Source organism: Vibrio limimangrovi, from assembly GCF_054064025.1.
On the sequence record NZ_JBSUGF010000005.1, the window covers coordinates 145,092 to 163,261 of the forward strand.

The 18,170-nt window shown below is 43.6% G+C and carries 13 protein-coding genes, 2 tRNA genes and 1 pseudogene; 10 read left to right on the forward strand and 6 right to left on the reverse strand.

The window, feature by feature from the left end; all coding sequences use genetic code 11:
* Positions 1-6 precede the first annotated feature (6 nt).
* Positions 7-2,247: a hypothetical protein gene (locus ACWYU8_RS05110; protein ID WP_457517707.1), complete on the reverse strand. Its 2,241-nt coding sequence runs from the start codon at positions 2,245-2,247 to the stop codon at positions 7-9.
* Between the two features lie 552 nt (positions 2,248-2,799).
* On the opposite strand from ACWYU8_RS05110, the pseudogene ACWYU8_RS05115 reads away from it, so the two are divergent.
* Positions 2,800-3,011: pseudogene (locus ACWYU8_RS05115) on the forward strand (IS630 family transposase); the annotation flags it as partial.
* Positions 3,012-3,074: 63 nt separating this feature from the next.
* On the opposite strand, the gene ACWYU8_RS05120 reads toward ACWYU8_RS05115, so the two are convergent.
* On the reverse strand, positions 3,075-6,470 hold the full coding sequence (locus ACWYU8_RS05120) for a prealbumin-like fold domain-containing protein (RefSeq protein WP_457517709.1): 3,396 nt from the start codon (positions 6,468-6,470) through the stop codon (positions 3,075-3,077).
* Positions 6,471-7,204: 734 nt separating this feature from the next.
* Between ACWYU8_RS05120 and ACWYU8_RS05125 the strand changes: the two genes are divergently transcribed.
* Both ACWYU8_RS05125 and ACWYU8_RS05130 read left to right on the forward strand, forming a co-directional pair.
* Positions 7,205-7,291, forward strand: a tRNA-Leu gene (locus tag ACWYU8_RS05125).
* Positions 7,292-7,408: 117 nt separating this feature from the next.
* Positions 7,409-7,482: transfer RNA gene (locus tag ACWYU8_RS05130), tRNA-Cys, on the forward strand.
* Positions 7,483-7,775: 293 nt separating this feature from the next.
* On the opposite strand, the gene rnk is transcribed toward ACWYU8_RS05130, so the two are convergent.
* Positions 7,776-8,183 (reverse strand): nucleoside diphosphate kinase regulator, encoded by a 408-nt coding sequence (gene rnk / locus ACWYU8_RS05135; RefSeq protein WP_457517710.1) that lies wholly within the window; start codon positions 8,181-8,183, stop codon positions 7,776-7,778.
* Positions 8,184-8,638: 455 nt separating this feature from the next.
* On the opposite strand from rnk, the gene nirB reads away from it, so the two are divergent.
* The 4 genes from nirB (at position 8,639) to cobA (ending at position 13,498) form a co-directional block, all read left to right on the forward strand.
* Positions 8,639-11,203 (forward strand): nitrite reductase large subunit NirB, encoded by a 2,565-nt coding sequence (gene nirB, locus ACWYU8_RS05140; protein ID WP_457517712.1) that lies wholly within the window; start codon positions 8,639-8,641, stop codon positions 11,201-11,203.
* 13 nt (positions 11,204-11,216) lie between these two features.
* Positions 11,217-11,540 (forward strand): nitrite reductase small subunit NirD, encoded by a 324-nt coding sequence (gene nirD / locus ACWYU8_RS05145; protein ID WP_457517714.1) that lies wholly within the window; start codon positions 11,217-11,219, stop codon positions 11,538-11,540.
* Positions 11,541-11,722: 182 nt separating this feature from the next.
* Positions 11,723-12,568 (forward strand): formate/nitrite transporter family protein, encoded by an 846-nt coding sequence (locus tag ACWYU8_RS05150; RefSeq protein WP_457517716.1) that lies wholly within the window; start codon positions 11,723-11,725, stop codon positions 12,566-12,568.
* Between the two features lie 156 nt (positions 12,569-12,724).
* A complete protein-coding gene (cobA, locus tag ACWYU8_RS05155; protein ID WP_457517718.1) occupies positions 12,725-13,498 on the forward strand; it encodes a uroporphyrinogen-III C-methyltransferase in 774 nt (257 codons plus the stop codon).
* A 30-nt stretch (positions 13,499-13,528) separates the two neighbouring features.
* Here cobA and ACWYU8_RS05160 read toward each other — a convergent pair whose 3' ends face one another.
* The gene (locus ACWYU8_RS05160; RefSeq protein ID WP_457517719.1) at positions 13,529-13,969 is read right to left on the reverse strand and encodes a DUF4174 domain-containing protein; all 441 of its coding nucleotides are present in this window, start codon (positions 13,967-13,969) and stop codon (positions 13,529-13,531) included.
* Between the two features lie 119 nt (positions 13,970-14,088).
* On the opposite strand from ACWYU8_RS05160, the gene ACWYU8_RS05165 reads away from it, so the two are divergent.
* Entirely contained in the window at positions 14,089-14,577 is a 489-nt protein-coding gene (locus ACWYU8_RS05165; protein ID WP_457517720.1) for a LabA-like NYN domain-containing protein, read from the forward strand.
* Positions 14,578-14,930: 353 nt separating this feature from the next.
* On the opposite strand, the gene ACWYU8_RS05170 is transcribed toward ACWYU8_RS05165, so the two are convergent.
* Complete coding sequence (locus tag ACWYU8_RS05170; protein WP_457517721.1) at positions 14,931-16,262, reverse strand: anaerobic C4-dicarboxylate transporter; 1,332 nt, start codon at positions 16,260-16,262, stop codon at positions 14,931-14,933.
* A gap of 400 nt (positions 16,263-16,662) precedes the next feature.
* On the opposite strand from ACWYU8_RS05170, the gene ACWYU8_RS05175 reads away from it, so the two are divergent.
* The gene (locus ACWYU8_RS05175; protein ID WP_457517722.1) at positions 16,663-17,367 is read left to right on the forward strand and encodes a siderophore ferric iron reductase; all 705 of its coding nucleotides are present in this window, start codon (positions 16,663-16,665) and stop codon (positions 17,365-17,367) included.
* Positions 17,368-17,389: 22 nt separating this feature from the next.
* Here ACWYU8_RS05175 and ACWYU8_RS05180 read toward each other — a convergent pair whose 3' ends face one another.
* The gene (locus ACWYU8_RS05180) at positions 17,390-17,581 is read right to left on the reverse strand and encodes a DUF2986 domain-containing protein (protein WP_457517724.1); all 192 of its coding nucleotides are present in this window, start codon (positions 17,579-17,581) and stop codon (positions 17,390-17,392) included.
* 174 nt (positions 17,582-17,755) lie between these two features.
* Here ACWYU8_RS05180 and ACWYU8_RS05185 point away from each other — a divergent pair, with 174 nt between their 5' ends.
* Positions 17,756-18,130, forward strand: coding sequence for a nitrous oxide-stimulated promoter family protein (locus ACWYU8_RS05185; protein WP_457517725.1), 375 nt, complete (start codon positions 17,756-17,758; stop codon positions 18,128-18,130).
* The last annotated feature ends 40 nt before the right edge of the window (positions 18,131-18,170 follow it).

An 18,170-nucleotide genomic window follows, 5' to 3' on the forward strand; every position in this document is an offset into this window, starting at 1 on the left:
GAATATTTAAAGCCCTGAAACTAACTGAGCTTTTACGGTAACTGCTTCCTCATCTGCAACACCACCATCTCCGTCTGTTACAGAAATTTGTAGCGCAGTTCCGACATCACTTAATCCGGCAAAATTTAAGATATCTACGGTAAATTGACAAGTGTGTGTACCGCTTGCTGCAATAACAGTAGGGAAACAGCTGTTTGCTGTGACCTTATAGTTTGTTGTAGCTAGAGCAGTGCTAACAATCTCTGTACCAAGTTTCACGAAGTTCAAGTTAACTGGTTCATAGTCAGACGCATTTTCAATTTCCAAGAACACAGTTATCTCAAGATCAACGGCTAAGTCGACATCAGCAGGCTCATCGATAAACACAACTTTACCATCGTCTGAATCTGTCAATGTTTCAGGTACTACGTCATCAGTTATACCTGTCACTGTAGCTGTATTCATATGTGGTTCACTAGGTTCACCACTGAGATTTTCTGCAAGGTAAGTACACTCTCTAAATTCTGTAGGAGCCAGTACGTGACCATAGAAATTACAAGTTCCTAGGTAATCATTTTCATCGAACAGAACACCAAACTTATTATCTTCTAGTTTAGTAAGAGTAATGTAATCCACAGCAGATGTGTTGGTTATAGTAAATGTAAATTGAACATCGCCACCAGATTCAGGGACTTGTCCAGGAGCATTCTCATCAGGTTTTTTGACTAACAAAATATCCCCTGGGCTGTCAGTGAATGCAACACTAGCACTATCCGAATCTTGCGCAGTGTCGTTCTCATTATCTATAGCATAAGCGGTTACGGTATTAGCAAACGCAGGGTCGCCAGTATTACCAGTAACGTCTCGTGTATATTGGAACGTACAGTAATCATCAACATCAAAATTCCTACCTAGTGTTTGACCGATACATGTGGCGGCCTCAGTGGCAATATTATATGGAACATCGCTAATTGAGGTTATTTTCACATCATCTACCGGCGAGGTATTTCTTATGAGAACAGTATAAGTGACAGGAATACCAACGGTGTTTTCTACAATAGAATCCGGATTGGCAGATTTCGTTACAGAAATTGTTGGTGCTACGTTAGTTAGTGTTACTGTTTTTTCGTTACTACAGTTACCAGTACTAGGTGCAGAACAGCTATTATCACCTACTGGATCACCATATTCATCAACGATGGTTGCTTTAATAAAGTTCTCGAATTTTTCTGGAGGGAAAGATTCACCGTCTTTATTTGGAAGATCCTCATCACTAATTTTAAGTTTAAATGTACATTCTAGACCAGTTACTTCAGGAGGGATCTTATATGGTAAAGGGATATTTTCACACGCTTCCGGAGCTTCTACTGGCGTACCACTACTTATTAAAGTGTAATAGCCCAACGTCATACCAACATCACTTGAACTGCCATCGTTTAATACGAAAGTGACAGGTGAACCACCATTAGTACTTGATGAAATAGTGTCTTCAATCTTAGTGACGTATACGTCATTACCTGTACTCGCAGCAGGTTCAATTTTTACTGAATAAGTAAAGACTTGATCCGGTTCTTCACCGGTCAAAGGTGTGACATCCTTAGTAATGGTTGGTGGATCGGGTTGAATAAAAATTGGAATGTTGAAGGTATCGTCACAATTACATTTTGACGGAGTCCCAGCAGCCAAATCAGATTCATCGCTACAAACTGGATTTTGCCCTGGCTGGCGCCAGCTTACACAGTTTGGTAGGTTGAGTTGTCCATCACCGTCGGTATCTTCACACAGTACGGTGAGCTCTGTTGCATGAATAACAGTCTGCTCTGCTGCTATATCCAGACAAGCATCACCATCTCCGTTCCATGCATTAGTTGAATATGTATTATCTAAAGTATAAACCGTACAAAAGCCGTTCTTTGCGTTTGGCCCTCCATCATTTTGATAATACATACCGATGTCAAAACGTTCGGGGCCAGTAACAATGTAAAAATCTCCTGAAAAAGTAACATCACGTTCAGCTACACAGACAGTTGTACCTGGTTCAGCGTCGTCCTCGCCAATTTTGAGGACCTCAATATTATCGGCTTTTGCAACCCTTACGTCGTTAGCGGTACACACCGCTTTTTTACCAAATGCATCTTCCAGACAGGCACCGTCTACACCAGTATCGTAAATCTGAGCGAATGCACTTTGCCCATAAAGGCTAGCTGCACCTATTAGCATAGCGCTGAGCAACCTTTTATGTCGGCTATTGATTAAATGTTCCATCATCTACCTTCTTTTTCATTGAAAGTTGATAAAGGGGCTATGTGAGTATTCACTGATGCCAACACTGGATCCGGCATCATTGAACACACTAAACTTTTTTGCCCCCGTCCCAAGACAGATGCTCCCAAAATGATTCGTAAATAGTGACAACTCGGAGTCTCTGTCAGTTGCACACATAAAAGCAATAAACAAACCAAAAGTTATCTATCTGATATATAAGGAAAATACTTTTTGGTAGGAGTGTTTCATATTACTATGGTGAACAGTTTGTTAACCTGGTGTTATGCGATATTCGTCGGGGTTGAAAATATACTTTTAACTTCAATAGGTTGGGGTAGAGTTAAAGCATTACTATTTGTGGGTGTACTAAGTGTACAGGTGTACACTTGGTTTACAGTTTTGCGTGCCATTTTTAAGGGAAGGTAGCATAGGTGTTAGATCAACAAGTATTTGATGATTGAGTATCAAAAATGAGAATACATCTTCTGTCAGTGTTTATTCATTGTTCGAAATGTTTGTCTATTAATCTTTGTGGAACGCATTTTAACCACTTGAATCAAAAAGGCATTGGAGTGTTGCGATGCTGAAAATCCAGTGTTTTATGAAAATGAAGTCGATATCCACTTAAACTCTAAGGTCAGCAGAAGAAAGTGGCGACACCTGGGCAAAATGACAAACACTATCTAGCTGGTGCTCTACATGCTAAGACGGGAAAAGTCTCGTATGTTGGCAGTGCCAGCAAGAACTCAGAGCTATTTATTGCCATACAATTAGAAAAATGCCAGTCAGCATAACTGACTGGCATTACTCATATGAGCCTTTAACTCAGATTAAGGACATAGCAATCCATTGTTGTAATCATCCAGCTTACTTGCTAAGTCATTGGCTTGGATCCTAAGCTGACGATTACCTTTCTTAAGCACATCGCCTTTACCTTCAAAGCCAATGTCTGTGAGTAATATATCAGCTTCTGTTATTGCATTGGTAACGGCAGCACAAGTACCAGCACCAACAGCTACATTCGCTTTAGCAGCGAGAAGCTGTGCAGCTAAACCATAAGCAGGATCACCCGCACGTTTTTTCCCACTGTCGATATCTCGTTTATCCAACAAGCTACGGCCAACGTCACAAGTACTCACCACTAGGCTACCAATAGTGAGTGGTAGTGCATCTTCTAACAAGAAGAAGCCATTATCTGCAGCCTTGTACTGCTGTCTACCGCCACTACAGGTGTTCCAGTTTTTCCAATAACCGATAGTACGTTGATCACCTCCTGGTGGTGAGATGTTATTGACTTCAAACGATAGAGTCTGACCTGGCTCAACAACAAATTTCACACACAAGGTGGAGTTATCAGCTTCTCCTGTTGCAACATAGTTAGGGTTAAACACAGGGCTGTAGTTCTCACCTGAGAGGAGATCAGGATCGGCATTATCTAGTACCTCAGGAATGGTTACACCACCCACAGTCCACACCGTTGTCCAAGAAACAGGGATATCGACTTCACAGAGACGATAAGTTTCACCAGGAATCAACTTGGCATTATTAAAGTCAAGCAAGGTATTGGCTGGGCCAGATTGAGGGATCGTTTGGTCGCTAGCATTGACCCCAGGGCCGCTTAACGTAAATACCCAATTTATACTGGTATTGGCAACACCGTCGGTTAATTTGTTGACCATCGCCATACCGCGTTTGGTATTGGTAAAGGTACATTCAACCGTTTCACCTGCATCTAAGTTAATGGTTGCTGTGAGGTTGGCGACATCGACACCAGAGTCAAGCACGTTGTAGCCTTCTTGGGTTGCATCGTCGGTACATACCAGCTCACTGAGATCATAATCGGGATGAGGATCGGTTTCAGCGACAGTGTATTTACCAGGGGCAATATTCAAGAAGGTTTTGGTGCCATCATCCATGAGATCGAAGGTATTAGGTTCAGAGATATCATCAGTAAAGGCAAAGGCTGTGGCTGTATCGCCGTCAGGCAGGGTTTCTTTATTGATGATCACTGTCCCTAGTTTTCGGTTAGTAAATTCACATTTTTTCACTACGCCGTAATCGGCAGGATAGTTGATAGTAAACTGACAATCACCGACGGCACTCACTTGTGTCCAGCCCTCTTTCAGGGTTTCCGTGATGGTATAGGTGCCCTCTTGCAACAAGAAGTCTGCTAGATCTTTCTGGAATCGTTCAAACGTAACAGCATCGTTATCGCTGGTTACGAGAGATAGGCCTTCAGCAGGTAAGCCTGGACCTTGTAAAGTCATCGTCCAGCCATCTTCCAAACCAGCAGGCTCCGTTACCTTATTAACCTCTGCAACAGCCCCAAGAGGTACAGACGTACGTACAATGAAGACTACGCCTTTACTACAATCATCCATCGTTGAGTTAGCATCTAGAGTAAGATCTATCGTGGTCGTTGCATCAAGTTCAGGGGTAGTTGGGTCAAAGTCTGCTTTGAAGATATTAGGATCACAGGGACCGACAGTGACAGCGTATTTGTCGGGAAGGATATTTTCAAAGGTTTTATCTATCTCTAATTGACCCTCTTTAAAGGTGTAATCTGTGTTTAACACCTCCACATCGCTGCTGTTTTTCACCACAATCTGACAGGTGACCTCCTCGTTGCCTTGTAAAATATCATCAGAGAAGGTGCCTTTTATGCTGTAATCCACTAAAGCACTAGAGTTGATAGCAATGTTAAGTGGACCTGATGCAGGCGAACTTACGCTAAAGCCATCACTTGCAACTAAGAGTGCTTGATCCGACAAGATACCACTGGTCACGATAGGTCTTTGGGTAACAGAAACCGTTTTGTTAATAGTGACAAAACATTCACCCGCGATAGTACAGGTTGCAGGCGCCTCTGGCTGAGTACCAGATGTCCACAGTAGGTTAGGTAATAATTTGTTTAGCAGAGTACCCAAGGTGTACTCGAGTCCGCCATAGGTGAAATTACCTGCTGCACTGCCAACTGCCGTACTGTCAGCACTGTACTGCAAATAATTACCTGTGATGTATTCTTCATCGGTGACGACGGCCGTAGTATTGGTCGAAGCCCCTGGCTGAATGCCCATACCATCGGTAGTAAGATCAAACTTCGCGACTGTTTCTCCTGGCACAGGAATACCTGTTGCTTGGTCGGTATAGGTGGCAGTGGCGATATCCATTAACTCTGTGACATCGGACTCAGCTATATACATATGCACTGTTAGTGGCAGCATGGTATTGGCAGGCACAGTGACGGTATCAAAGTTTTTGGTGTCCAGAACGATTAATCCTCCGCCAAGGTTACCTTTTATGATATCAGTGACATCAACATCGATAGGTCGACTAGCTGGGTTGGTTAAGGTGATGTTGGTTTTCACCGTTACCTTGCCAGAGACCCCATCAAGAAGTTGCCATTTTAGGGTGATAGCCACATCCTCAGATGCAGGATTTTCGACATCACAAGTATCGCCGAGGTTGATACTGGCCTTGTTTGATTCCTTGGTAAGGTTCCAAGTAAAGTCGGTATCTTGCCTAGCATCCATATCTTTACTGATGTCTTGCGGCAGTATTTCTTTTACAGGAAGTGAAATAGTGCGAAGGCCACCTTGAAATACGCTCTGATCTGCAAGGTAGGATTGCAATGATGAGCCTGGATATTCGTTGGAACCCACTGCAAGGCGATAATAAAAGTTAATTTCACAAGAAGTATTTGGGCCTTGGGTGATTTCAAACTCCTGGAACAGGCTTTGATCTGCCCCATTAAGGTTTTCATTAGTGATGTCCCACGGTTGCAGTGGATCATTGAAGGCTGTAGATACCGTACAATCCCCGATGACAACAATATCATCAGCGGGAGAAATGGCATCATATCCTAACTTATCTTGATCTATATTATTCGCTGCAGCTCGAAGGTTATAAGTAATATTGCCATTACTGTTACCATTTCTGAGCGTGATTCTGTGGGGCACAAGGTCGAGTTCATTCCAGCCTTTACCTAAGTTACCAGTGGTATAGGCGGCATCAGGACAAATGAAGTTACCGTCGCCATTAGGCAAGATAATATCACCATTGTTACGACAGCCCTCATGAGTTAGATTAACGGTGTTAGGTGGTTCGATAAAACCGAATGCGGGAAAAGAGAGAGAAAAAGCGGTCAACGCAGCGGCTACTAGCGTTCCACTCACCAATGTTCTCGGACTTGCTGCTGCGTCCGAAAGTTTAGTGTACGATTTCATAAAGTTACTCCTTGAATTTCATCTTTGAGCAAACTTTTATGTCGGCTATTGATTAAATGTTCCATCATCTACCTTCTTTTTCATTGAAAGTTGATAAAGGGGCTATGTAAGTATTCACTGATGCCAACACTGGATCCGGCATCATTGAATACACTAAACTTTTTTGCCCCCGTCCCAAGACAGATGCTCCCCAAATGATTCGTAAATAGTGACAACTCGGAGTCTCTGTCAGTTGCACATAAAAGCAATAAATAAGCCGTATGTTATCTATCTGATATATAAGAAAAAATAATTTTTGTAGGAGTGTTTCATATTGCTCTGGTGAACAGTTTGTTAACCTAGTGTTATGCGATATTTGTCGGGGTAGAGAATATACGTTTAAACTTCAATAGGTTGGGGTAGAGTTAAAACATTACATTTAATAGGTGTACTGAGTGGACAGGTGTACACTTGGTTTACAGTTTTGCGTGCCATTTTTTAAGGGAAGAGCGTGGAGATGTTAGATAAACAAGTATTTGATGATTGAGTATCAAAAATGAGAATACATCTTCTGTCAGTGTTTATTCATTGTTCGAAATGTTTGTCTATTAATCTGTTCGGAACGGATTTTAACCGCTTGAATCAAAAAGATAACTTTTTTGTTGACGGTTAATCTCAATCGGTTAAAGTACGCCTCGTTCTCACGGCGAAGGTCGTTGAGAAAGATGGTGTCTAACCCATCGCATGATTGCGTTGCCCTGGTGGTGGAATTGGTAGACACAAGGGATTTAAAATCCCTCGGCGTTCGCGCTGTGCCGGTTCAAGTCCGGCCCGGGGCACCATCAAGAAAGATGTGCGGATATAAAATCCCGCCGTCGAGCTGACCGGCCGAGTGTCGGACCATCAAGCACGGCCCGGGGCACCATCTAATATCTTTTAGAGAACAAACAATTTTAAAAGGCGCCTTGGCAGAGTGGCTATGCAGCGGATTGCAAATCCGTGGACCTCGGTTCGACTCCGGGAGGCGCCTCCAAAATTCTTAGAACCAGTCTTGATGACTGGTTTTTTAGTATCTGCTTGGCTCGAAATTGTGACGGCACTGCTCCTATTTTCTTATTTTTCATACCTTTCCATTCCATATTTAGCGCAATCAGATATTCGAGAAAAGTTTTTACTGAGACGACTTCATCTTCACTGTTTCGGGGAAAATCGATCTTTGCTTGTTTTGAGAAGAAATAAAGGCGTAATAGGAGAGGTTTGAAATGAAGCGGGTTTCTCTCCTGGTGCAAAGTCTTATCCGAACTCTTTGCACCGGGACGACTGAGTCTAGCGGGTTAGGGCGCCACTTTGCTCAGATTGAAAGGTGACATTGACTATCTCAATGGTTTTCGTTTGTTTATTTGGCATTGGCCAGTCGAGCTTTTGTCCAACAGATAGACCGATTAATGCGCTACCAACTGGAGCGAAAATCGAAATACCGTCACTACTTTTCAGATCTTGTGGGTAAACAAGCGTTCTGGTCAGTACTTTTTCATCACCAGAGAACTTAAATTCTACTGTTGAGTTCATTCTAACTACGTTTTCTGGCATTTCTTCAGGCTCAAGAACGATTGCTCTATCAAGCTCTTCTTCCAGTTTTGCCAATTCTGCAGCGACACTTGGCATTTTATCCAGCATGGCTGTGATTCTATTGATATCTATGTTTGATATATAGATAGGATTGCTTCCTGACATTTTATGACTCCCAAAACAAAAGGCCGCCTCATAAAAATGGGACGGCTTTTTATATGTCGAATACGTTTATATCAAATGGGTTAAACCACATGAATGAAAGCCGATTCTAGTCTTTATGCAATCTATTGGCTAGTAAAAGATTTTTATTGATAGGATTGATTTTTATATGCCAACCACGTGGCTTGGTAAGATAAAAATCCACAGAAAAAGTAACGGAAAAAATTAACTATGTGACAGATAAAATGCGTCAAATTTTTATTAAAACGACGAAACTTTGCTTGTTAAAAGACGGAGGTTCGTTTTTAAATTACGTTGTTTTATCGGTAATTAGCTAAAATAAATCTATCTACCCCTTTAGGGTAGTTTAAAATTGTAATTGATTTACATCATGTATTAATTTTCTTTCACAATTAACAATGCGCTCAGTGATAAGAACCTAACCCTTAGGAATTATAATGAGCAAGTTGAAGCTAGTAGTCATCGGTAACGGTATGGTAGGGCATCGTTACATTGAAGACTTGGTTGAGAAAACGGATGTCTCTGAACTAGATATCACCGTTTTCTGCGAAGAACCGCGAGTTGCATACGACCGTGTCCACCTTTCCTCTTATTTTTCTCACCATACCGCCGATGAACTTTCTCTGGTTAAAGCAGGCTTTTACGAGAAACATGGCATCAAAATGTTGATTGGTGAACGCGCCATCAATGTTAACCGCGAAAACCGAATCATTTATTCAAATACCGGTCGCGAAGTTCAGTACGACAAGCTGGTTCTGGCGACTGGCTCATTCCCATTTGTACCACCGATTAAAGGTCGTGAAAGCAAAGATTGTTTTGTTTACCGTACGATAGAAGATCTTAAAGCAATTGAAGCGTGTGCGAAGAACAGCAAATCAGGTGTTGTAATCGGTGGTGGATTACTAGGCCTTGAAGCTGCTGGTGCACTTAAAGCACTCGGTGTGGAAACCCACGTTGTTGAGTTCGCACCAAAGCTAATGGCAGAGCAACTTGATCTGGCTGGTGGCAATCAACTGCGCCAAAAGATCGAACGCATGGGCGTGAATGTTCACACCAGTAAAAACACGCTTGAAATTGCTCCTGAGGGTACAAATGCGCGTAACGTGATGCGTTTTGCTGATGGCACTGAACTAGAAACCGACTTCATCGTATTCTCTGCGGGTATACGACCTCAAGATAAATTGGCACGCCAAATGGAGCTGGAAGTGGGGGCTCGTGGCGGTGTTGCAGTGAATGACCATTGCCAAACGTCAGATGAGAATATCTACGCAATCGGTGAGTGTGCTTCTTGGAACGGCATGTTCTACGGTCTTGTGGCTCCGGGTTACAAAATGGCAACGATTGCGGTTGACCATTTGCTAGGTAATAACGATATCAAATTCCAGGGCGCGGACATGTCTGCGAAACTCAAGCTACTTGGTGTGAAAGTAGGTTCAATCGGCGACGCGAATGGACGTACTAAAGGTTCTAAGAGCTACGTTTATCAAAACGAAGAACAAGAAGTTTACAAACGTCTTATCGTTTCTGAAGACAACAAAAAACTGCTTGGTGCTGTACTGGTTGGAGATACATCCGATTACGGTGACTTACTTCAGCTCATGCTCAACGAAATTGACCTGCCGGAACACCCTGATGCGCTTATTCTTCCGGCTCACGCAGGGGCTGAGAAGCCAGCATTAGGTGCAGATGCGCTACCAGAAAGTGCGGTTATCTGTTCATGTTTCGACGTGACAAAAGGCAAGATCGCTCAAGCGGTTGCTGACGGTCACCATACGCTTGCAGACATCAAAGCAGTAACCGGTGCAGGCACTGGCTGTGGTGGTTGTATCCCGCTGGTCACTTCTGTTCTTAACGCAGAATTGGCGAAATCTGGAATCGAAGTGAAGAACGACGTCTGTGAGCATTTTGCGTATTCTCGTCAGGAGTTGTTTCATCTGATTCGTATCGAAGAGATCAAAACGTTTGATGAGCTTCTGGAGAAATACGGCAAAGGTTACGGCTGTGAAGTGTGTAAGCCACTTGCTGGTTCTATTCTGGCTTCTTGCTGGGGTGAGCATATTCTTAAGCCACAACTGGTTAAGTTGCACGATACCAACGACAACTTCCTGGGTAACATCCAAAAAGACGGGACTTACTCGGTAATTCCTCGTATGGCAGGCGGTGAAGTAACGCCTCAAGCCTTAGGTGCTCTCGCTGCTGTCGCTGAAGAATACAATCTGTACACCAAAGTGACAGGTGCTCAGCGTATTGGTCTGTTTGGTGCGCAAAAAGACGATCTTCCACAGATCTGGCGCAAGCTGATCGATGCGGGTTTCGAAACAGGCCAGGCTTACGCAAAAGCACTGCGTATGGCGAAGACTTGTGTCGGCTCAACTTGGTGTCGTTACGGAGTTCAAGATTCTGTCGGCTTGGGTTCATACATTGAGAACCGATACAAAGGCATCCGTACGCCTCACAAGATGAAGTTCGGTGTATCTGGCTGTACTCGTGAATGTGCAGAAGCGCAAGGTAAAGACCTTGGTATCATCGCAACGGATGCAGGCTGGAACATGTACGTGTGTGGTAACGGTGGTATGAAGCCACGCCATGCAGACCTGCTAGCTAGCGATCTGGATAAAGAAACCCTAATCAAGTACATCGACCGCTTTATGATGTTCTACATTCGCACTGCTGCACCATTACAACGTACATCAGTTTGGATGGAAAACATGGAAGGTGGTGTGGATTACCTACGCGAAGTGATTGTGAACGATAAGCTCGGCATCAATGCGCAATTGGAAGCGGACGTCGCGAAGCTTGTCGATGAGTACGAGTGTGAGTGGACGGCGACCATCAATGATGAATCACAACTGACTCGCTTTGCTCACTTTATCAACTCTGACCAACGCGACAACAACGTTATGTTTGTCTCAGAGCGCGCTCAACACCGCCCGGCAACCTTCACGGAGAAACACCCTGAAGCAAAAGGCGACATCCTACACGTAGCGATTACTGAAGCATAAGGGAAGTTGGATTATGTCATTTGAAAAAATCTGTCACATTAACGATATCATACCGGGCACTGGCGTTTGCGCGCTCCTGGCTGGTCAGCAAGTTGCGGTATTCCGTCCGACTGAAGCTGAAGAAGTTCTGGCGATCAGCAATACAGATCCGTTCTTTCAGTCAAACGTGTTATCTCGTGGTTTGATCTGTCAGCACCAAGGTGAGCTCTGGGTTGCAAGTCCGCTTAAGAAGCAGCGCTTCAATTTAACAACAGGTACTTGCATGGAAGACGAACGCTTTAATGTCAAAGCATACAAAGCGCGCGTAACCAATGGAGAAGTTGAAGTTTCCGCGTAAATATCACTCCCTCCTCTGCGTAGGAGGGAATTTTCTCGAGATCAAATAGATAAAGGTTTTCCGGAGTCATTTAAGATATGAGCTGTCAGCAATGATCATGACAACCGCGAGTCGTGTTCGGGGAGCCTTTTTCTATTCGATTTTCAACTTTTAACTTTTACTTTTTGAATAAGGACGCATTCATGTCTACAGACTTTAAACCTGCTGAGTTCGTGCAAACCATGATCAACGTTGGTGAAGCGAAAACAAACACAAGTACTCGTGATCTGCTGCTTCGCGGCACGATGGCGGGCGTTATTCTTTCTTTAGCGGTTGTTGTTGCGATTACGACTATCGTTCAGACCGGCATGGGTGTAGTTGGGGCTTTGGTGTTCCCGGTCGGTTTCGTGATTCTGAGTGTGATGGGCTATGACCTGGTGACGGGAGTGTTTGGTCTTGCGCCGTTAGCTAAATTTGCTAACCGTCCTGGTATTACCTGGGGGCGTATTTTACGTTGTTGGGGTCTGGTTGGTCTGGGTAACCTGATTGGTTCGCTTATTGTGGCGTACTTGGTTGCGATTTCTCTGACAGGAAACTTCTCATTAGAGCTAAACGCAGTCGCGCAGAAGTTCGTCGCAGTATCAACGGCGCGTAGCCTTGGTTTCGAAAATATGGGAATGGACGGATGGATTACGTGTTTTGTTCGCGGTATCTTTTGCAACTTGATGGTTGTTTTAGGCGTGATTGGTAATATGACAGCGCGCTCTGTATCAGGCCGTGTAGCGATGATGTGGTTGCCAATCTTCATCTTCTTCGCGCTTGTATTTGAACATACCGTAGTGAATATGTTCTTATTCCCGCTGGGTATGATCTTGGGTGCTGATTTTGGTATCGCGACTTGGTTGAACTTCAACCTTATTCCAACCATTCTGGGTAACATTGTTGGTGGCCTTGTAATGACGGCTATCCCGCTGTACCTAACTCATGCTAAAACTGCGCCTGCGTTAAACGCGGAAGAAGTAACAGCAGAACCAGTAACGGCTAAATAGTTCGCTGGTCCTACTTTTAGATAGGAGGTCCCACTTTTAATTAGGTGGGACCAATCTTTAGCTATAAAAAGTAATGATTCCTCAGGCATAGTATGTGCCTTAAGTGAGCAGAACGAGTGTTACTTTTTATCACTAAATTTTCCAACAGGCATTGCTATGACTACCATTAACACCTCATTAAACAGCGGATTTGTATCACTTGTCGGTGCAGGGCCTGGTGATCCAGATTTGCTTACCGTAAAGGGGCTGAAAGCGATTCAAGCGGCAGACGTTTTGGTGTATGACCGATTGGTTTCTCAAGAAATTCTGGCGTTAACGGACAAGTCAGCTGAGATGATCTATGTGGGGAAAAAGTTAGACTTCCATTGTGTACCGCAAGAACAAATCAACCAGATTTTGGTTCAGAAAGCGCAGGAAGGTAAGCGTGTTGTACGTTTAAAAGGCGGTGACTCGTTTATTTTTGGTCGCGGTGGTGAAGAGTTGGAAGAGCTTGCTGAACATGGAATTAAATACGAAGTGGTTCCAGGTATTACCGCAGCAGCGGGGGCAACAGCTTATGCGGGGATTCCACTCACTCACCGTGACCATGCACAAAGCGTTCAGTTTATTACCGGACATGTGCAGAATGATGGACGTGAAATTGAATGGCATTCGCTAGCGCAATCAAACAACACGCTTGTGTTCTACATGGGCTTGAAACAAAGTGGCCATATCATGGATAAGCTTATTACCCATGGGATAGAGCCTGAAATGCCATGTGCAATCATCGAAAATGGTACTCGCCCTGAACAACGAGTCTTTCAGGGTAAATTGAGCGAGCTGTCCACTATGGCGGAGCAAGCGAAGAGCCCTGCGTTAATTGTCGTGGGTAGCGTTACCCAATTGCATAACAAGCTGGGTTGGTTTCCTAAAGTTCAATTGTTTTCCTAAAGCAATAAACGAATCTAAAGCAATAAATGATTAAATCCTGCAAGGGCTCGTTTCTCTTTGCATCTCTTGTTTACGCATTGGCATTTCATCAATCAACTCTTTGATGAATTGCCAATCTGTTTCAGCTCCCCACCGAAACTTTTCCTGGCCATCTTTACCGAGCAAAATGGCCGTGTATTCGCCCTTTATCACTTGGTATTGTTCAGCCAGATTATGTAAATCCAGTTCGTCTTTTAGCCATGCAGGAAAGGTGTAACCATCTTCAGCGATGACCAGCGTGACCACGTCACGATCTACAAGATCACATTCGTTCATCAGACTTTCTAAAAGAAACTGCTTCACGCGGGCGTCATTCTCTGGTGCAAAGAATAGTACGCTTCGATGCGGCCAATATTGGGCGTACGAGGGATAACCAAATGTTGGCGACGATAAAAAGCAACAAAGTAAGATCAAGATTAACCGTTTACTCATGGCCGTTTCCCACGCAAGTTTAAAAATCGCTTATACGTTAAGTTTAGTGGAAATGGCTCATTGTGCTTTTTGGCAAACTGGCTTAGGGTAGGCAGAAAATAAATAACATGTAGAAATAGATGACTTCGGAAAGCAAACAAAAAATCGCGATTCTGGTCGATGTGCAGAACGTGTATTACACCTGTCGTGAAGCCTATCGTAGCAACTTTGATTATAACCAATTCTGGTATGTGGCCACGCAAGGAAAAGAGGTGGTCAGTGCTAAAGCTTATGCGATTGCGAGTAACGACCCTAAGCAGCGCCAGTTTCATCATATCTTACGCGGCGTAGGGTTTGAGGTAATGCTAAAGCCTTATATTCAAAGACGAGATGGTAGCGCAAAAGGGGATTGGGATGTGGGTATTACTTTAGATGCGATCGAGATTGCACCTGACGTTGATACAGTCATTCTAGTCTCTGGCGATGGTGATTTCAGTATGCTTGTAGAGCGTATCCAACAACGTTTTAACAAAAAGGTCACGGTTTACGGCGTTCCGCGGCTCACCTCTCAAACGCTTATTGATTGTGCAGATACCTTCGTTGAAATTGATGAAGACTTTTTACTTTAAGTTGTAGAAACGTAGACAAAAAAAAGGCGAGTCATTTCAGGCTGCACGCGAACGTACAATGACTCGCCCTTCATTCAGATGCAAATATACCCAAATGATTTCAAGATGCCGGATTCAGAGCGTTGTCACTGATGCTAGTTCAAGGAAACTAACGCAGCGGAAGAGCAAGCTCTTTCCAAGTTATTTGACGCAGAAATTGTGTCAGTGACACGCTCCCGAAGGGCGAGTTGTCTTGACTCACAGTCTTTGTTAACGATTTTTGATTTAGAACCACTAGATCTTCAAATCGTTGCCGCGTCTGAGAGCCAAGTCATTCTCGCTGAACCAAGCATCTCGAGGTTATTTGGGTATAGTTATGATGGGATGAAAATTTGTCCTAATACGTAACCTAAACAGCATGCACCGATCACACCTATCAGACCTACCGCCATAAATGAGTGGTTGAAGTACCACTTACCAATCTTCGTTGTACCAGAGGTATCAAAGTTAACAGTCGCGATATCTGAAGGGTAGTTCGGGATAAAGAAGTAACCGTACACCGCTGGCATCAAACCGATAAGTAGCGCTGGACTTAAACCTAATCCTAAACCAACTGGCAGCATCATACGTGCGGTTGCGGCTTGAGAATTGACCACGACAGAAACGATGAACAAGGCAAGAGCGAACGTCCACGGGTGATCCGTTACCATTTCAACAATACCGGACTGGAATTGAGGCATTGCGTATTGGAAGTAAGTATCTGACATCCATGCAATACCAAAAATAGCAATCGCTGCGACCATACCCGATTTGAAGACGACACCGTCAGGAACACTTCGAGGGTCGGTTTTTGTTGCAAGAAGGATAATACCGCCGAAGCAAAGCATCATCATTTGGATGACTACCGCCATACTGATCGGTTTATCACCGTCTACGATAGTGCGTACTTCTGGCCACATCGCGATAACAACAATAATTAAGATGGATGAGATGAAAAGAAGCACGGAATTACGAGCACTTGATGGAAGTTTTTCATCCAAAGACGTTGCTGTTGTCGTTAGGATCTTCTCGCGCCATACCGGATCTTTTAGGCGGTTTTGGTATTCTTCATCGTCTTCCAGCTCTTTCCCGCGTTTCAAGCTGTACAGTGACATCAGCAATGTACCAAACAACGTCGCAGGAACGGTAACAAGTAAGATTGAAAGCAACGTGATCTCATGTTGTATATCGGATAACTGCGCCAGATAGTAAACCACGGCAGCAGATATAGGCGAGGCAGTAATTGCAATCTGAGACGCTACTGAGGCTGCAGCCATCGGGCGTTCAGGACGGATACCGTTCTTAAGCGCGACATCGCCAATGATTGGCATGATCGAGTAAACCGCATGACCTGTACCCAACAGAAACGTCATAGTGTATGTGACAAATGGTGCAATTAGAGTCACGCGTTTTGGGTTTTTACGCAGCAAGCGCTCTGCTACCTGCAGCATGTATTTCAAACCACCGGCTGCTTCCAGAATTGACGCACAAGTGACCACCGCCAATATAATCAACATTACGTTGATAGGTGGCGACGTAGGAGGCATTTTAAAAACAAAAACTTCGATGACAAGTCCGATACCGGAGACGACTCCAAGACCGATACCACCATAACGTGAGCCGATGTACAGCATCACGAGCAAAAATAGAAACTCTATATACAACATGAGAGGATTTCCTTATTCAAAACAGTTGCTTCCATTGTTTCTATATTCAAGGAAAAAATACGCCATGTTGTTCACATTACATTAGATAAGTATCTGCAATTTCAAAGAATTAGTAGTAACTCACGTTACAAAGCCTATCTGTTAACCGCTGTTTACTAACGTGTTTGCTTTGTGTGTACTGTTTGGACGTTAAAGGGGATAAAAATGCGATGCACTTTAAAGAATTGTTGTTGACTAGCTGGTTTTTTCGTAACTAAATGTATCTGTCGTTGCTACTGTGGGTCCCTGAATGTCCTCGAACAGCATCGTTATCTTCTTAAACACAAAAGAGAATAGTTTGCATTTAGATTGATAATTAATTATAAAGAGCTCTGCGCATAATTAATCGAACTTTATAGCTATGTCAGAGGCATTCTTTCCGCAACTTTTTAACGCTACTAGTGCAGTAACTCCGTATCTGAACGGAGGATTAGGTGGCATAAGTCAAGACGCTATTCACACCAAAAATGACATTAACCCGATCATTCAAGTTCTATATAAAGATCTCTCTGAGCGTTTTCCAGAAGCGGGCAAGGCATATTGGCTGACAAGAACCTGGGATTTGCTCTGTTGGCAGCCTGTTTATGTCGCACTTGTTTCAATCTATCGTTTTAACACGCTGCCCAACCTTTTCGATATGGCTCAATACGTCAAGCCATGCTTCGTGACAGGTTATCAGTTTGAAGATCAATCGCTGGTTCAAGGTGATAGCAAAACGTTGATTAAAGACGCTGGAGCTCAGATTAAAGCGCTGTTCGACTATTACCAAACACAGATGAGTGAGTGGATTCGTATTCGACCAGGTTTTACCCAGCAGTTAGTGTCAGATGGGATTTTATCGGGTTTGATTAGGCTACAGCAGCACTTTCCGGGATTGACGAATGCGACGATAAGAGAACATGCAGTACTTTGGCTACAATCACTCGATTTGGACGTTGAAAACGCACAATCGTTGCACGAACTCTCAATAGACCAGCCACTTAAATTGGTTCGAAAAAGCTGCTGTCTGGCTTATAGATGTGGAGGAAAAACGCTTTGTGATAACTGCCCTAGAATGGCTCGCTAAAAGTCGTTAATCAGCCTGTTTTCTATGCTTCTAGGGGAACTTCAGTTTCTGCAGTTTGCTCAGGTAATTGAGAAACTTGGCTCTGTTCTTCGGTTTCCATTTTCGCACGCTCTGCTTTTGAGATGTAGCGAGGCTTATTGCTCTTATGTAATTTGGCGTTTTGTTTCTTCTGCTTTGATTTTAAAATCTGATTGATTTTCTTCTTGCGATTCATAGTGCTGATCCTTAAATTTAGCGGGGCAGGATAGTGATTTTTTCACCAAGTTACAACCTTTATGGGGGACTTGTGAAAACACTACCATTGAATGTTTGACTCCGTACATGTTTGGTTCCACGTATAAAGAGTATAAACAGAGTCTGTTGTTGCAACTTTTAATTTGGCTAAAACATGAGCGATATTTTATTAGGTAAACTTGCCACTGAATTTAAAACGGTCAGAGCAATGGTGGAAGTGTATTGCAGTGCTCATCATGGCACGTCAAACGAGCTGTGTGCACAATGCCGTGAGTTATTGGAATACGCAGAAGTGCGCCTTGATCGCTGTCCGTATGGCGAGGATAAACCCACTTGCAACAAATGCCCAATTCACTGCTACAAACCAGAGCCAAAAGAGCAGATGCGTTTAATAATGCGATATTCAGGGCCAAGAATGCTAACCAAGCACCCCATATTGGCTATCAGACATTTGATTCATGAACGTCGAAGTGTGCCAGACAAGCCAGCAGCTAACGCTTCAAATCGTTACAAACGTCGTACCAGGTGATTGATAACTGGTTGGTTCCCTATATAAAAAACGAGAGCCC

Excerpts from the sequence above, each read along its gene's own strand:
- ACWYU8_RS05120 (WP_457517709.1), bottom strand. The coding sequence starts at position 6,470 with ATGAAATCGTACACTAAACTTTCGGACGCAGCAGCAAGTCCGAGAACA.
- ACWYU8_RS05180 (WP_457517724.1), bottom strand. The coding sequence starts at position 17,581 with ATGAATCGCAAGAAGAAAATCAATCAGATTTTAAAATCAAAGCAGAAG.
- nirD (WP_457517714.1), top strand. The coding sequence starts at position 11,217 with ATGTCATTTGAAAAAATCTGTCACATTAACGATATCATACCGGGCACT.
- rnk (WP_457517710.1), bottom strand. The coding sequence starts at position 8,183 with ATGTCAGGAAGCAATCCTATCTATATATCAAACATAGATATCAATAGA.
- ACWYU8_RS05150 (WP_457517716.1), top strand. The coding sequence starts at position 11,723 with ATGTCTACAGACTTTAAACCTGCTGAGTTCGTGCAAACCATGATCAAC.
- cobA (WP_457517718.1), top strand. The coding sequence starts at position 12,725 with ATGACTACCATTAACACCTCATTAAACAGCGGATTTGTATCACTTGTC.
- ACWYU8_RS05165 (WP_457517720.1), top strand. The coding sequence starts at position 14,089 with ATGACTTCGGAAAGCAAACAAAAAATCGCGATTCTGGTCGATGTGCAG.
- nirB (WP_457517712.1), top strand. The coding sequence starts at position 8,639 with ATGAGCAAGTTGAAGCTAGTAGTCATCGGTAACGGTATGGTAGGGCAT.
- ACWYU8_RS05185 (WP_457517725.1), top strand. The coding sequence starts at position 17,756 with ATGAGCGATATTTTATTAGGTAAACTTGCCACTGAATTTAAAACGGTC.
- ACWYU8_RS05175 (WP_457517722.1), top strand. The coding sequence starts at position 16,663 with ATGTCAGAGGCATTCTTTCCGCAACTTTTTAACGCTACTAGTGCAGTA.
- ACWYU8_RS05110 (WP_457517707.1), bottom strand. The coding sequence starts at position 2,247 with ATGATGGAACATTTAATCAATAGCCGACATAAAAGGTTGCTCAGCGCT.
- ACWYU8_RS05160 (WP_457517719.1), bottom strand. The coding sequence starts at position 13,969 with ATGAGTAAACGGTTAATCTTGATCTTACTTTGTTGCTTTTTATCGTCG.
- ACWYU8_RS05170 (WP_457517721.1), bottom strand. The coding sequence starts at position 16,262 with ATGTTGTATATAGAGTTTCTATTTTTGCTCGTGATGCTGTACATCGGC.